Source organism: Paeniroseomonas aquatica (assembly GCF_030409335.1).
Lineage (GTDB): Bacteria > Pseudomonadota > Alphaproteobacteria > Acetobacterales > Acetobacteraceae > Belnapia > Belnapia aquatica.
Genome location: NZ_JAUFPN010000153.1, coordinates 139,779 through 153,923 on the forward strand (window position 1 = coordinate 139,779; position 14,145 = coordinate 153,923).

The 14,145-nt window shown below is 72.7% G+C and carries 15 protein-coding genes; 13 read left to right on the top strand and 2 right to left on the bottom strand.

Annotated elements, in window-relative coordinates:
* Positions 1–31 precede the first annotated feature (31 nt).
* Positions 32–1,264 (top strand): MFS transporter, encoded by a 1,233-nt coding sequence (locus tag QWZ14_RS15820; RefSeq protein WP_290317704.1) that lies wholly within the window; start codon positions 32–34, stop codon positions 1,262–1,264.
* Positions 1,265–1,267: 3 nt separating this feature from the next.
* On the opposite strand, the gene QWZ14_RS15825 is transcribed toward QWZ14_RS15820, so the two are convergent.
* Entirely contained in the window at positions 1,268–1,918 is a 651-nt protein-coding gene (locus QWZ14_RS15825) for a S24 family peptidase (protein ID WP_290317705.1), read from the bottom strand.
* Positions 1,919–2,153: 235 nt separating this feature from the next.
* Between QWZ14_RS15825 and QWZ14_RS15830 the strand changes: the two genes are divergently transcribed.
* From QWZ14_RS15830 to terL, 12 genes are all read left to right on the top strand, one after another.
* Positions 2,154–2,582 (top strand): hypothetical protein, encoded by a 429-nt coding sequence (locus QWZ14_RS15830; RefSeq protein ID WP_290317706.1) that lies wholly within the window; start codon positions 2,154–2,156, stop codon positions 2,580–2,582.
* The gene (locus QWZ14_RS15835; protein WP_290317707.1) at positions 2,579–2,998 is read left to right on the top strand and encodes a hypothetical protein; all 420 of its coding nucleotides are present in this window, start codon (positions 2,579–2,581) and stop codon (positions 2,996–2,998) included. The genes QWZ14_RS15830 and QWZ14_RS15835 overlap by 4 nt, the downstream gene beginning before the upstream one ends.
* 322 nt (positions 2,999–3,320) lie before the next feature.
* Entirely contained in the window at positions 3,321–3,542 is a 222-nt protein-coding gene (locus QWZ14_RS15840) for a hypothetical protein (protein ID WP_290317708.1), read from the top strand.
* 11 nt (positions 3,543–3,553) lie between these two features.
* Entirely contained in the window at positions 3,554–4,978 is a 1,425-nt protein-coding gene (locus QWZ14_RS15845) for a portal protein (RefSeq protein ID WP_290317710.1), read from the top strand.
* An 8-nt stretch (positions 4,979–4,986) separates the two neighbouring features.
* Positions 4,987–5,730, top strand: a complete 744-nt coding sequence (locus tag QWZ14_RS15850; protein WP_290317711.1) for a capsid assembly protein — start codon at positions 4,987–4,989, stop codon at positions 5,728–5,730.
* A gap of 262 nt (positions 5,731–5,992) precedes the next feature.
* Positions 5,993–6,826 carry a phage capsid protein gene (locus tag QWZ14_RS15855; protein ID WP_290317712.1) on the top strand — a complete coding sequence of 278 codons (834 nt, stop codon included), beginning with the start codon at positions 5,993–5,995 and terminating at the stop codon, positions 6,824–6,826.
* 66 nt (positions 6,827–6,892) lie between these two features.
* Entirely contained in the window at positions 6,893–7,462 is a 570-nt protein-coding gene (locus tag QWZ14_RS15860) for a hypothetical protein (RefSeq protein ID WP_290317715.1), read from the top strand.
* Between the two features lie 2 nt (positions 7,463–7,464).
* A complete protein-coding gene (locus QWZ14_RS15865) occupies positions 7,465–9,345 on the top strand; it encodes a hypothetical protein (RefSeq protein WP_290317716.1) in 1,881 nt (626 codons plus the stop codon).
* The gene (locus tag QWZ14_RS15870) at positions 9,345–9,785 is read left to right on the top strand and encodes a DUF2570 family protein (protein WP_290317717.1); all 441 of its coding nucleotides are present in this window, start codon (positions 9,345–9,347) and stop codon (positions 9,783–9,785) included. Before QWZ14_RS15865 ends, QWZ14_RS15870 begins: the two co-directional genes overlap by 1 nt.
* Before the next feature lie 36 nt (positions 9,786–9,821).
* Positions 9,822–12,155: a phage tail fiber protein gene (locus QWZ14_RS15875; RefSeq protein WP_290317719.1), complete on the top strand. Its 2,334-nt coding sequence runs from the start codon at positions 9,822–9,824 to the stop codon at positions 12,153–12,155.
* Between the two features lie 5 nt (positions 12,156–12,160).
* Entirely contained in the window at positions 12,161–12,463 is a 303-nt protein-coding gene (locus tag QWZ14_RS15880; RefSeq protein ID WP_290317720.1) for a hypothetical protein, read from the top strand.
* A complete protein-coding gene (terL, locus tag QWZ14_RS15885; RefSeq protein WP_290317721.1) occupies positions 12,441–13,877 on the top strand; it encodes a phage terminase large subunit in 1,437 nt (478 codons plus the stop codon). The genes QWZ14_RS15880 and terL overlap by 23 nt, the downstream gene beginning before the upstream one ends.
* Before the next feature lie 9 nt (positions 13,878–13,886).
* On the opposite strand, the gene QWZ14_RS15890 is transcribed toward terL, so the two are convergent.
* Positions 13,887–14,117 carry a hypothetical protein gene (locus tag QWZ14_RS15890; RefSeq protein WP_290317722.1) on the bottom strand — a complete coding sequence of 77 codons (231 nt, stop codon included), beginning with the start codon at positions 14,115–14,117 and terminating at the stop codon, positions 13,887–13,889.
* Between the last annotated feature and the right edge of the window lie 28 nt (positions 14,118–14,145).

A 14,145-nucleotide genomic window follows, 5' to 3' on the forward strand; every position in this document is an offset into this window, starting at 1 on the left:
CTGATGCGCGGAAGCTGAAGGATCGGACCGCATGCCCGGATCGTCAGGCGACGCCCCGCCGAGCATCGAGACCCGCGCCTCCTGGGTCATCGCCATCACCGCCGTGACCATGCTGTCGGTATCCTTCGGGGCGCCCCTGCTGGTGGTGGTGGCACTGCCGGCGATCGCGGCCGACCTGGATGGGGCGCGATCGATCCCGGCGCTGGCCTCCTCGCTCGCCTATCTCGGGGCCGGCGCCGGCGGCATGCTGATGGGCTGGCTGGCCGGGCGGACCTCGACCCGCCTCGTCGCCTTCGTCGGCGGCGCCATGGTCGGCTGCGGGCTGCTGCTCGCCGCGGGCGGCGCGGCCTGGCAGCTTGTCGCCGGCTTCGGCCTGCTGGTCGGGTTCTTCGGCAATGGCGCGCTCTATCCGCCGATGATGACCTATGTCTCGCTCTGGTTCGACCGGCGGCGGGGCACGGCGCTGGCGCTGGTGTCCTCCGGGCAGTATGTCGCCGGCGCGATCTGGCCCATGGTCTTCGAGCGGGCGATTGCCGCCTATGGCTGGCAGCGGACGATGCTCGGCTACGGGGTTTTCGCCGCCGCCGTCATCCTGCCGCTGGCGGCGCTGGTCCTGCGTCCGGCGCCGCGGCCATTGGCGGTCGGCGGTGCCGCCCGAGACGCGATGGCGGCCCCACCGGTCTTCGGCCTGCCGCCCAACCAGGCCCTGGGGCTGCTGGCCTTCGCCTCCTTCCTGTGCTGCATCCCCATGGCGATGCCGGCCGCGCATCTGGTCGCCTTCTGCGGCGACCTCGGCATCGCCGGCTCGCATGGCGCGGCGATGCTGTCGGTCCTGCTGACCATGGCCTTCGTCGCCCGGCAGCTATGGGGCTGGGTCTCCGACCGCATCGGCGGGCTGAACACCGTGATCGCCGGCAACATCTGCCAGGCCGTCGGCATGGCCGCCTTCCTGGCCACCCAGGACGAAGCCGGGCTGTTCTTCATCGCCGCCGCCTTCGGCCTCGGCTTCAGCGGGATCGTGCCGGCCTACGTGCTGGCGGTGCGGGAGCTCTTTCCGGCACGGGAGGCTGCCTGGCGGGTGCCGGCGCTGCTGTTCCTCAGCCTGTCCGGCATGGCGGCGGGGGCTTGGCTGGCAGGCGTGCTCTATGATGCCTATGGCTATTATGCGATCGCCTGGCAGGTCGGCATCGGCTGCAACCTGGCCGCGCTGGCGCTGCTCGGGACGCTGGCGCTGCGGCGGCGGCCTGCGGCGGTGCCTGCCTGACGGCTACTGGCTGCCCCAGACGATCCGGTGCATCCATGTGATCTCGGTAAGGTCGAAGGCGTAGTCCGGATGCGCCGGGTTCAGGCTGCGCAGGTCGATCCGCCGCGCGGACTGCCGCTTGAGTTCCTTGGCCATGACCTCGCCCTTCTCGGTGCGGACCACCACGCGGTCGCCCCGGCGGATCGGTGCGCCGGGTGAGACGATGACGATGTCGCCGTCGCGGAAGACCGGCTCCATGCTCTCACCCGAGATCTCCAGCGCATAGGCATTGGGGTCGCCGACTTCCGGCACCGAGATCTCGTCCCAGCTGCCGCCGACGGGATAGCCGCCATCGTCGAAATAGCCCTCGCCGCCCGCCTGGGCGAGGCCGATGAGCGGGATGCGCCGTGCGGCGGGGCCGCGGCTGCCACGGGGCAGGGCGGCGGCCATGCCGGTGACCAGGGCGGCGAAGTCGGCCATGCCCGTGCTGGTCGCGGTCAGCACCTTGGCCAGGCTTTCGGTCGAGGGCCAGCGTGCCCGGCCATCCGCGCCGATGCGCTTCGAAGGATTGAAGGCGGTGGCATCAAGCCCGGCCTTGCGCGCCAGGCCAGAGGCCGAAAGCCCGTTCTCGGCGGCCAGGGCATCGAGTGCCCGCCAGATCTCGTCGTGTGTCACGCCCGCTCCTGCCGCCCGCTCCTGCCGCCCGCTCCTGCCGCCGCGCTCGACGGCAGACCCGCCATGCCCGCGGCCGCGGACGATGGACTAGATGTGGGGTCACTCCATGGGCATAACATCCTAGGTATGGGATCAAAGATCAATAGGCGAATTATCCTTTCTTTCCGCTTGCCGAAGCATCGGCGCGAGGTTTACGTTCTCGAAACGTTCTCATGCCCAGGAAGGACATGCCTCGATGACCTCCATCCGCGCCAGCCGCATCCCGGGTCGTGCCGGTCAGGCCGCCGAGGTGCCGTTCCACACGGTCGAGGAGGCCTGGTTCTGGACCATGGCGGCGCTGGTCGCCCGGCGCGACGGCGCGCGGATCGTCTCCGGCGCCGGCCTGGTCACCCGGCCCTGCGAGCCGGACGACGTGGTGAAGTGCCTGGACCGGCTCTACCGGCACCGGCGGGTCGACCTGCAGCATGCCCGCATCCTGCGGATCTGGGGGGAGCGCGGCACCGCCCCCGATGCCCGCCAGCCGGGCGAGGCCGGCGACTGGCGCCTGTGGCACGAGGCCATGAGCCGGCTCGACTGGCCGCTGCGGGTGAAGGGCATCGTCACCGGTCCGCTGCTGGTGGCCGGCCCGGCCCAGGTTCTGGCCTTCCCGCCGGGCGGGCGGTGACCGGACCGGCCCATCGGCGGGCCGCCCGGTCGGTCGGCCAGCAGGCCTTCATCGTCTTCGGCGGCCAGGCCGACCAGCCCTGGCTGCGGCTGCTGCGGCCCGGATTCCGGCACTGCTTCGCGGCCCTGGCCGACGAGGCCGGCTGGACCGTGCTGGATCCGCTGACCGGCCGGCTCGTGGTGGCGCGCCTCGACCTGCCGCCGGGCTTCGACCTGCCCGCCTTCTACCGCCGGGCTGGCCTCACCGTGCTCGGCCCCTACGCCCCCACGGAACCGCGACCGCAATGGCTGCCGCCGCTGGCGCCGTTTTCCTGCGTGGCCCTGTGCCGCGCGGTCCTGGGCGGCGGCGCCCCCTTCGCGCTGACGCCCTTCGGCCTGTTCCGCGCCTTGCAAGCCGGACTGCCGGCCGCATCCTGACGCGGGCGGCCCTGCCTCGGTCTCCTGCCTCCGGCCGGACCGACGCCGTCCCTGTCCACCCCTCGGATGACTGCGCGCGCTCCGGATGCGGCCTCGAGGTGGCCTGCCATGCAAGGCCATCCCGACATCGGACTTTCATCAACAATAAGAAATAAATCTTGCATTCCTCGAAATCATAGGATAAACAACCTTCATCAACGGGCGAGCTGCGCCCGCTGACCCCCCTCCCGTTCCCCAAATTGCCGCGAGCCCGGTCCCGACAGGGCCGGGCTCGCGGGCTTTTCGGGCCCGGGCCTTTTCCCCCTATCCCGAGGTGACGCGCATGGGTGGCCTGTTCCGTGCCCCGAAGCCGGTGATCATCCCGCCGCCCCCGGCCCCGACGCCCGCCGTCGCGCCGCCGACGCCGGAGCAGGCGGGCCAGCAGACCCAGGCCGAGGCCCGCAGCCGGGCTGCGCGCGGGCTCGAAGGCACCATCGCCACCTCCGACCGGGGCGTGCTCGCGCCGCTGCCCCGGGTGGCCCGCAAATCGCTGCTCGGCGAATAGGAAACAGCCGCATGCATGTCGAAGAGATCCTCCGGCGGCACGCCGCCGCGGTCGAGCGGCGCCGGCCGCTCGAGCCCCTCTGGCAGTCCTGCTACGAGCATACCCTGCCGCCCCTCGGCAGCGGCCCGGCGCTGTTCGACGCGACCGCCGCCGATGCCGCCGAGCAGCTCGCCGCCTCCCTGCTCGCGGAGCTGACGCCGCCCTGGTCGCGCTGGTTCGGCATCGCCCCGGCCCGGCCGTTGCAGGACGGGCCCGAGGCCCGTGCCGCCGCGGAAGCCCTGGAGGATGTGGCGGTGACGCTGCAGGGGCATTTCGACCGCTCGAATTTCGCGGTCGAGATGCACCAGGCCTTCCTGGAACTGGTCGTGGCCGGCACCGGCGTGCTGCTGGTGGAGGAAGCGCCGCTCGGCGAGGCGTCCGCCTTCCGCTTCGCCGCCGTGCCGCTGCGTGGCGCGGTGCTCGAGGAAGGCGCCGATGGCCGGCTCGATACCGTCTATCGCCAGCTCGCGTTGAGCGCCGGCCAGTTGCGCCAGCGCTTTCCCGCGGCCGAGCTGCCACCCGACCTCGCGCGCGCCGCGGCCAGCGACGACCCCGCACCGCACCCGCTGCTGGAAGCGATCTGGGCCGAGCGCGGCGGCAGCCGCTACGCCGCCATCCTCACCACGGATCCCGGCCGGCCGCTACTGCTGGCGGAGGGGCGCTTCGCCGAAAGCCCCTGCATCGCCTTCCGCTGGCTGAAGGTGCCGGGGGAGCTCTACGGCCGCGGCCCGGTGATGAAGGCGCTGCCGGATATCCGCACCGCCAACAAGGTGGTGGAACTGGTGCTGAAGAACGCCTCCATTGCCGCCACGGGCATCTGGCAGGCCGAGGATGACGGGGTGCTCAACCCCGCCACGGTGAAGCTGGTGCCGGGTGCCATCATCCCGAAGGCGCCCGGCAGCGCCGGGCTGACGCCACTCGCGGCGCCGGGCAATTTCGACGTCTCCCAGCTGGTGCTGCAGGATCTGCGCGGCCGCATCCGCGGCGCGCTGCTGGCGGACCGGCTGGGCGCCCTGCAGGACAGCCGGATGACCGCGACCGAGGTGCTGGAGCGCAGCGCGCAGACCGCGCGTCTGCTCGGCGCCACCTATGGCCGGCTGCAGACCGAGCTGCTGACGCCGCTGGTGACGCGCTGCCTCGGCATCCTGCGCCGGCGCGGCGAGATCCCCACGGTCCTGCTGGACGGCCGGGCGGCGGCGCTGCGCTACGAGAGTCCCTTGGCCCGGATGCAGGGGCGGGCGGATGCGGCGAATACGTTGCTGTTCCTGCAGGCGGTCGGCCAGCTCGGCGGCGCTGCCGCCGGGCAGGTCGATGCCGCCGCCGCGACGCGCTGGCTGGCCCGTACCCTCGGCGCGCCGGCCGAGGTGCTCATCCCCACCCAACCCAACCGGGAGTGACCCGACCGATGCCCGAGGATCTGTTGCAGCCCGTCGACGCCGCCCCGCCGGCCACCACGCCCCGCCCGGCCCCCCGTCCCGCCGACGTGCCGGAGAAATTCTGGGATGCCGAGGGCGGCATGCTCCGCATCGAGGCGCTGCTGAAATCCTATCGCGAACTGGAACGCCGGCTGTCGCAGCGGACCGCGCCGCCGGCCGCGGATACGCCGCCTGAGGATCTGCTGCGCTTCCGCCAGGCCATGGGCATCCCCGAGACGCCGGATGGCTACAGCATCACCTCCCCGCACGAGCTCTGCGGTGCCGATCCGGACGTGAACTGCCGGCTGCACGCTGCGCATTTCTCGAACGAGCAGGCGCAGCTCGTCTATGACCTCGCGGCCCAGCGGCTGCTGCCGCTGATCGCCGAGGCCGCCGCCGAATTCGAGGCCGATCGTCAGCGGGAGAGGCTGGTGACGCATTTCGGCGGCGCCGACCGCTTCAAGGCCATGGCCGCGCAGCTCGCCGCCTGGGGCAAGGCGAAGCTGCCGGGCCCGGTCTATGCCGCGCTCGCCTCCACCGCGGAGGGGGTGCTGGCGCTGGAGCGGATGATGCAGACCGAGGAACCCGGCCTTGCCCGGGACGCGGCAACGCCGCCGCAGGAGACCGAGGCGGAGCTGCGGGCCATGATGCGCGACCCGCGCTACTGGCGCACGCGCGAACCGGCCTTCGTCCGCCGCGTCACCGACGGCTTCCGCCGCCTCGTCGGCAGCTGATCCGCATCCGGCAGGGCTCGAGCCGCACACCCCCCCGGGTGCGCTCGCCCTGCCGAGGGGGCCCGCGGCATGGCCGCCGCTGGCCCCGGCGGGGGCGGGCCACGGCGCCGGCCAGGGCCGCGCCGCCCGCCCCCGCGTCATTTCCGCCACGAACAACCCCATCCGGCCGACGGACGGAGCCGTGGCGCTGCGTGCCGGCGCGGTCCCGCGAGGGGCAAACCGCGCCGGCGCGGCCTCCGCAACCGCAAGCAAAGGGCAACCCATGTCCAGCTCGATCGACCAGGCCTTCATCAAGCAGTACCAGGCCGAAGTGCAGGAAGCCTACCAGCGCCAGGGCAGCAAGCTGCGCCCCGCCGTGCGCAGCAAGGTCGACGTCCGCGGCGCCTCCACCATCTTCCAGAAGGTCGGCAAGGGCACCGCCGCGGCCAAGGCGCGCAACGGCGTCGTGCCGGTGATGAACATCGACCACACCAACGTCGAGTGCTTCCTGCAGGACTACTACGCCGGCGACTGGGTCGACCGGATGGATGAGCTGAAGACCAACATCGACGAGCGTTCGGTGGTGGCGAATGCCGGCGCCTATGCCCTCGGCCGCAAGACCGACGAGCTGATCATCGCGGCGCTCGACGGCGGCACCCGCGAGGCGCTCGGGGCGCTGTCCGGCCAGACCGATACGGATGGCCTGACCCGCGCGAAGGTGCTCCTCGCCTTCGAGATGCTGGGCGAGGCGGATGTCCCGGACGACGGCGGCCGCTTCGCAGTGGTCGGCTGGAAGCAGTGGAGCGAGCTGCTGACCATCCCGGAATTCGCCAATACCCAGTACATGGGCCCGGACGAACTGCCCTGGAAAGGCACCCAGGCCAAGCGCTGGCTCGGCGCCACCTGGATGCCGCACAGCGGCCTCACCAAGAACGGCCTGCTGCGGTACTGCTACTTCTTCCACAAGACCGCGGTCGGCCACGCCTCGGCCGCCGAGATCTCGACCGACGTGACCTGGCACGGCGACCGCGCCGCGCATTTCGTCAACACGATGATGAGCCAGGGCGCGGTGCTGGTGGACGACACCGGCGTGGTCCGGATGCGCTGCAAGGAATAACCGCGCCGCCCGCCCCACCCCCGCGCGGGGGTGGGGCATCCCCGTCATTGCCGGAGTTCCCCACCGATGGCCCTTTCCGCCCTCGCGCTGTGCACGCGCGCGCTGCTGAAGATCGGCGCCCAGCCGATCGCCTCGCTCGACGAAGGCACCGCCGAGGCCGAGGTGGCGGCGAACCTCTATGCCGGCACCCGGGATGCGTTGCTCTCGTCGCATCCCTGGAGCTTCGCCACGGGCCAAGCCTGCCTGCCGCGCCTGGCCGCCCGGCCGACCGCCGACTTCGCCTATGCCTACCAGCTTCCCGCCGACTTCCTGCGCGCCCTCTCGGCCGGGGTGCCGGACAGCGGCCGCGGCCTGACCTTTCGGCTGCTCGAGGACCGGCTGCACTGCAATGCCCAGCAGGTGGTGCTGAGCTACATCTTCCGCCCGGTCGAAGGCGCCTTCCCGGCCTTCTTCGCCGCGGCCTTGACCGCCCGCCTGGCGGCCGAGTTCTGCATCCCGCTGACCGAGAACACCGGCCGTGCCCAGCTGCTGCTGGCCCAGGCCGAGCAGGAACTGCGCAGCGCCCGCCGCACCGACAGCCAGCAGGCGACGCCGCGCGCCTTCGAGGACTTCCCCCTCATCACGGCGCGAGGCTGAGCATGTCGCAGTCCCGCACCCTGAAGACCAGCTTCACCGCCGGCGAGGTGGCGCCCGAATTGCTCGGCCGGCCGGACCTGCGCGCCTGGGCCAATGGCGCGCGGGTGCTGCGCAACGTCTTCATCCAGCCGACCGGCGGCGTCACCCGCCGCCCCGGCCTGCGCCACGTGGCCATGCTGCCCGGCGCGGCGCGCCTCATCGCCTTCGAGTTCAACACCGAGCAGACCTACCTGCTGGTGCTGACCGCGGGTCTGCTGTCGGTCTATGTCGACGACGGGCAGGTGGCCCAGGTTGCCGGCCCCTGGACCGCGGCCATGCTGCCGCAGCTCGCCTTCACGCAGAGCGCGGATACGCTGCTGCTGTGCCATCCGGAGATGCCGCCGCAGCGGGTCACCCGCAGCAGCCACACCAGCTGGACCGTCGCGCCGTGGTCCTTCGCCGGCGAGCCTTTCCATCGCTTCGCCGCCCTGGCGGTATCGCTGGCGCCATCCGGCACCGGCGGCTCGGTCACCCTCATCGCGTCCGCCCCGGTCTTCGTCGCGGCCCATGCCGGGGTCCGCTTCCGGATCGCCGGCAGGCGGGTGGTCGTCACCGGCATCGCCTCCGCCACCGTCGCGGTGGCCAATGTGGAGGAGACGCTGGCCTCCACTGCCGCGACGACGGACTGGGACGAGGCCGCCTTTTCCGCGGCGCGTGGCTGGCCGGTCTGCCTCTGCTTCCACCAGGACCGGCTGGTGCTCGGCGGCTCGCGGGACCTGCCGAACCGGCTCTGGCTGTCCCGCACCGGGGATCTGTTCAACTTCGACCTCGGCACCGGGCTCGACGACCAGGCGATCGAGTTCGGCCTCGTCTCCGACCAGGTGAATGCCATCCGCGGCGTCTTTTCCGGCCAGCACCTGCAGGTCTTCACCTCCGGCACCGAATGGATGGTCACCGGCGCGCCGCTGACGCCCGGGAGCATCCAGCTCACCCGGCAAACCCGCGTCGGCTCCCTCGTGACGCGGCTGGTGCAGCCGGTGGACGTCGACGGCGCGACCATCTTCGCCGCCCGCAGCGGGCGCGGGATCTTCGAGTTCACCTATACCGACCTGCAGCAGCTCTATCAGGCGAACGACCTCGCCCTGGTCGCCCAGCACCTGGTCCGCGACCCGGTCGGGATGTGCTACGACCAGCGTCGGCGCCTGCTGCACGTGGCCATGGCGGATGGCGGGCTGGCGACGCTCACGCTCTACCGGGCCGAGCAGGTCACCGCCTGGACCCGGCAGGAGACCGACGGCGCCTTCCGCGCCCTGGCCGAGGTCGAAGGCACCGTCTGGGCGGTGGTGGAACGCGACGGCACGCCGCGGCTGGAGTGCTTCGACGATGCCCTGGCGCTGGATGCGGCGCTGACCGGCACCGCGGCCGCGCCGCAGGACGACTGGTCCGGCCTCGCCCACCTCGAGGGCCGCGGCGTCGGCGTGGTGGCCGAGGGCGCCCCGCGCGGGGCCGCCACCGTCGTCGCCGGCCGGGTGACCATCGACCCGGCCTCGACCCGGGTGCAGATCGGCCTGCCCTTCCGCCACGTGATCGAGCCCCTGCCGCCCGACCTCACCGGGGTCGCCGGCACCCGGGCCGCGCCGTTGCGGCTGGTCGCGGTGACCTTCCGCCTGCTGGACACGGTGGCGCTCGCCGTCGACCTCGGCCGCGGTCCGGTGCCGGTGCCCTTCCGCCGGCTGGACACCGCGCTGCTGGATGCCGCGCCGCTGGCCTTCACCGGCGACGTCCGGCTGCGCGCGCTCGGCTGGCACCAGGATGCGATGCGGCCGCTCTGGCGGATCGAGGACGACACGCCGCTGCCGATGACGCTGCTTTCCGTCACCACCGAGACGAGGATCACCGACTGATGGGCGCACTCGCATCGATCGCCACCGTGCTCGGGGCCGGCGCCACCATCTACGGCAACGTGCGCCAGAGCCAGGCGCTGCATGCCAGCAACCGCGCACAGGCGCAGGTCACCGCCACGCAGGAGACCGCGCGGCAGGAGACGCTGGCGGCACAGGAGCAGCAGCAGGCGCTGCAGCGTCAGCAGACCCTGGCCCGCACCATCGCGGCCGCCCGCGCCCGTGCCGCGGCCAGCGGGATCTCGCCGGACGGCGGCTCGGCCGCGGCGCTGGCCGCCGGCCTCGCCGCCGAGTCGGCTGCGGCCCAGGGCGCCGACACCGCCACCCTGCAGGCCCGCATGGCGCAGGGCCGCAGCAGCCTGCTGAACCCGGACGGGACCCTGACCAGCCTGCTGCAATCCGGCCGCAGCTTCGGCGTGGCCGCCCGCAACCTGCTGGATTGAACCGCGGCGCGACCCGCATTTCCCTTGGAGCGAAGCATGGACGAGCACATCAAGATCGGCGACGTCGCGCCGCGCGTGCAGTACGTGGCCGACGGCGTCCAGACCAGCTTCACCTACCCCTTCCCGATCTTCGCCGCCGGCGACATCGAGGTGACGCGCAACGGGGCGCCGCTGGCCGGCGGCTTCGCCATCACCGGCGCCGGCGCTTCCGCCGGCGGCAGCGTGATCTTCGACAGCGCCCCGGCCGGCGGCAGCGCCATCACCCTGCGGCGGAACCTGCCCGTCGCCCGCACCACCGACTTCCAGGCCAATGGCATCCTGCGGGCCCGGACGCTGAACGACGAGCTGGACTACCAGGTCGCCATCCTGCAGGAGGCAAAGGACGGCATCGGCAATGCGCTGCGCCTCGATCCCTCGGAGACCGGCATCACCACCCTGCCGCTGCGGGGCGGCCGGGCCAACCGGCTGCTCGGCTTCGACAGCCTGGGCAACGTCACGACCTTCGCCCGGGACGAGGGGCTGCTGACCCTCAACTTTCCAGGCGCCGTGCCGCAGACCGTCGAGGACAAGCTGGGCGAGCGGCTGACCGCCCGGGACTTCGGCGCCACCGGCGACGGCAGCACGGATGACGGCCCGTCGCTGCAGGCGGCGATGACCGCCGCCGCCGCCAGCGGCAAGCTGCTCGAGATCGGCGAGGGCACCTTCCGCAGCAGCCAGCCTCTGCATCTGCCGGGGGCCGCGGCCGGCCTGGTGATGCGCGGCACCATCCTCTATGCCGGGCCGGCCGGCACCGCGGCGCTCACCCTCGGCGACGCCGGCGGTGCCAACAACCAGGGCAAGCGCTACCTCGGCCTCGGCGTGGTCCGCGCCACCCAGAGCGACTGGTCGAGCGAGGCCGACATCGGCATCCAGCTCCGCAACATCGACGCCTGCCAGGTCGAGGTGGCCCGGGCCGAGCGCTTCACCATCGGCGTGCAGGTCATCGGCGATGCCCGGGGCAGCGAGGACAGCGACCTGCGCTACGGCCGGATCGTCGATAACCGCATCGGCCTCGACCTGCGGACGCTGACCGCCAGCGCCTGGATGAACTCGCTGCGCCACCATGGCGGCCACTTCGCCTGTTCCAGCACGACCAATCCCTGGCTGGACCGCTTCGGCATCCGGCTCTCGGCGGCGGCGGGGGCCTATACCCTGCACAATGCCCATCTCTTCCTCGGTCCGGCCTTCGAGCTGCAGCGCCAGGGCACGCCCGGCACCGTGGACGCCATCCCCTTCCTGGTCGAGGTCGACGGCCGGGCGCTGACCGCCAGCGGCATCCGCATGGAAGCCTGCTCGCCCTACGTGGCCCGCCATACCGGCGGCTTCAGCGATGCGCGCTACGAGGTCGCCTATGTCGGCACCTACGGCTTCCTCGGCTGCGCGGTGGACTACGCCGGTGCCAGCCGGGCGGGCGGCACGGTGGTGCCGATGCACCAGGCGACCGCGGCGGTCGGCGCGCCACGGCTGGTGGCGGCGGCGGAGAACCTGCGCGCCATCGCCTTCCGCCAGTCCATCGCGGTGGCCGACGGCATCGGCTTCGACCAGCTCGCGGTCCTCTCGGGCAATCCGGCAGGGTCGCCCTCCACGCTCAACGGCTTCTGCTTCCCCGGCCTCAACCTCCTCACGCTGAACGCCGACGACGTCACCATCCCGACCTCCCGGGCGGTCGCCTTCGTCGTCGATTGCAGCCAGTGCAAGGAATTCCTCATCGCCGCCGAAGGCAGCGGCCTGCGGCCCGTGGCGATGCAGTTCGATGGTGCGGAGAATGTGCTCGGCAGCGGCAGCCCGCTGCTCTTCTCCAACATGAACACCGTCATGCAGGGCCCGCCCTCCTACTGGTGGGAAGGCAATGCGGACCTGGATGCGCCGACCGGGGGGCTGGCGCTCAACCGGCTGCAGCGGGTCACCCTGCATGCGGACGCGCACTATGCCGCCATCGGCGTCCGCGGCAGCTCGCCCGGCGCGGTGCTGCGGTCGCTGCGGCTCTATACCTCGGCGCTGGATGCGCCGCGGCTGCTGTTCGGCGCCGGCCGGGCCTGGGGCAAGCGGGAATACACCGTCGCCGACGTCGCCTGGACCGTGCCGACGCTGGCCGCCGGGGCGACGGCGACGCTCGACGTCACCCTGCCCGGGGTGCGGCAGGGGGATTTCGTCCGCGCCGGCTTCGCCCAGGCCATCGGCTTCCAGAATGGCGGGGTGGTCTTCCATGCCGCGGTCGGCGGCACCGCCAGCACCAACCAGGTCCGCGTGACCGCCCAGAACATCAGCGGCGGCAGCATCACCCTCGGCGCCGGGACGCTGTTCCTGCGCGCCGTGAAGCCGCGGCTCTGACCGGCATGGCTGCCAAGCGAAGGCCGCCCCGCGGCGACCTCCCCGCCGTGGCGAGGCTGCTGCTGGCGGATTACCAGGACTTCGTCGCCGGCGCGGCGGACGACGGGGCGACCAAGCTCTTCGCCGCCCGCCATGCCGCCGGCCGGGCCGCCCTCAGCCACATCGAGCAGCTGCTGAAGCTGGCGCAGGATACCGGCACCGCGGAGGAGGCGGGGGAGGTCGCCGCCTCCATCATCGAATGGCGCGCCCGCATGCCACCTCTGGCCCTGGAGGAACCCGAAGCCGATGACGCCGGCACCGGAAGCTGACTTCCTCGAATTCGCCTGGATCTGGAACGCCACCCAGAACCAGGGCACGCCCGCGCCGCACCAGCGCATGGCGCGCTGGCTGCAGGCCCGCTGGGATGCGGAGGACCGCCGCCTGCTGCTGATGGCCTTCCGCGGCTGCGGCAAGTCCAGCCTGGTCGGGCTGTTCTGCGCCTGGCGGCTGCTGCGGGCGCCGGAGACCCGCATCCTGGTGCTGGCTGCGGACCAGCCGCTGGCAGTGAAGATGGTGGCCCAGGTGCGCCGCATCCTGGAACGCCATCCGCTGTGCCGTCCGCTGCTGCCCGGCCATGCCGAGAGCTGGGCGATGGACCGCTTCACCGTGGCGCGCGAGCAGGTGCTGCGCGATCCCTCGATGCTGGCCCAGGGGCTCGGCGGCAACATCACCGGGGCGCGCGCCGACCTCATCATCTGCGACGACGTCGAGGTCGCCGGCAATTGCGACACCATCGCCAAGCGGGAGGAATTGCGCACCCGCCTGGCGGAGACGGAGTTCGTCCTGGTGCCGGACGGCCGCATCCTCTTCGCCGGCACGCCGCATTGCGCCGATACGCTCTACCTGCCCCCGACCGACCCGGCCGCCTTCCTGCGCGGCTACCGCCGCCTGGTGCTGCCGCTGCTGGATGCGGCGGGCCAAAGCGCCTGGCCCGAACGCTTCACCCCGGAGGCGATCGAGGCCCTGCGCCGCCGCGCCGGGCCGCTGCACTTCACCCGGCAGATGCTGCTGCAGCCGGTCGCCGAGGCGGCGCTGCGGCTCGATCCCGCGCTCATCATCCGCTACGCGGCCGAGCCCGAATACCGCGAGGCCGGCGGCCGCGCCCAGCTCTCGCTGCTCGGCCATCGCCTGCTCTCGGGCGGCGGCTTCTGGGACCCGGCCTATGGCCGGCCCGGCAGCGGCGATGCCTCGGTCCTCGCCGCCACCTATGCGGATGGCGAGGGCAACCACTACCTGCACCGCCTCGCCTACCTGACGCACGACCCGGACAGCCCGGTCGACCCGGCCACCCAGCAGTGCCGCGCAGTGGCCGGCCTGGCGCGGGAGCTGCTGCTGCCGGCCATCCGGGTCGAGACCAACGGCCTAGGTCGCTTCCTGCCGGCGCTGCTGCGGCGGGAATTGGCCCGGGCCGGGGCGCCCTGCACGGTCATCGAGCATGCCAGCCGCCGGGCCAAGGCGGAGCGCATCCTGGCGGCGCTGGAGCCGGCGCTGGCCGCGCGCCGCCTGCATGCCCATGAGGGGGTGTTCCGCACCCCCTTCGCCGGCGAGATGGCGGCCTGGCGACCCGATGCGGTGAATGCCCGGGACGATGCGCTGGATGCCCTGGCCGGCTGCCTGCTGGCCGAGCCGGTGCGCCTGCCGGCCGCGGTCCCGGCGCCCCGCAGCCTGCCCTGGCGCGGCTAGGGGGCGGCGCTAGCCCGCCTTCTTCCGGTGCAGGATCTCGCTGGCATGGCGGTCCAGGCCCGCCGGCGTCAGCTCATAGCGTTCATCCGCCCGCAGACGGGCCAGCCCCATGCCCTGCAGGCGGGCGAGGCAGGGCCCGTCCTTCAGCCCGTCGGGCCTGCCGCCGGCCCCCACCAGCGTCAGCCGGTGCAGCGCCGCGCGGCAACAGGTCTCGAGATAGGGCTGGTTCCAATTCGTCACGTGTCATTCGCGTCCCGGTGCCGCCCCC

Bases quoted from the DNA above. Each gene is read 5' to 3' on its own strand.
- QWZ14_RS15860 (WP_290317715.1), top strand. From the start codon at position 6,893: ATGGCCCTTTCCGCCCTCGCGCTGTGCACGCGCGCGCTGCTGAAGATC.
- QWZ14_RS15845 (WP_290317710.1), top strand. From the start codon at position 3,554: ATGCATGTCGAAGAGATCCTCCGGCGGCACGCCGCCGCGGTCGAGCGG.
- QWZ14_RS15875 (WP_290317719.1), top strand. From the start codon at position 9,822: ATGGACGAGCACATCAAGATCGGCGACGTCGCGCCGCGCGTGCAGTAC.
- QWZ14_RS15880 (WP_290317720.1), top strand. From the start codon at position 12,161: ATGGCTGCCAAGCGAAGGCCGCCCCGCGGCGACCTCCCCGCCGTGGCG.
- QWZ14_RS15840 (WP_290317708.1), top strand. From the start codon at position 3,321: ATGGGTGGCCTGTTCCGTGCCCCGAAGCCGGTGATCATCCCGCCGCCC.
- QWZ14_RS15830 (WP_290317706.1), top strand. From the start codon at position 2,154: ATGACCTCCATCCGCGCCAGCCGCATCCCGGGTCGTGCCGGTCAGGCC.
- terL (WP_290317721.1), top strand. From the start codon at position 12,441: ATGACGCCGGCACCGGAAGCTGACTTCCTCGAATTCGCCTGGATCTGG.
- QWZ14_RS15820 (WP_290317704.1), top strand. From the start codon at position 32: ATGCCCGGATCGTCAGGCGACGCCCCGCCGAGCATCGAGACCCGCGCC.
- QWZ14_RS15865 (WP_290317716.1), top strand. From the start codon at position 7,465: ATGTCGCAGTCCCGCACCCTGAAGACCAGCTTCACCGCCGGCGAGGTG.
- QWZ14_RS15870 (WP_290317717.1), top strand. From the start codon at position 9,345: ATGGGCGCACTCGCATCGATCGCCACCGTGCTCGGGGCCGGCGCCACC.
- QWZ14_RS15850 (WP_290317711.1), top strand. From the start codon at position 4,987: ATGCCCGAGGATCTGTTGCAGCCCGTCGACGCCGCCCCGCCGGCCACC.
- QWZ14_RS15855 (WP_290317712.1), top strand. From the start codon at position 5,993: ATGTCCAGCTCGATCGACCAGGCCTTCATCAAGCAGTACCAGGCCGAA.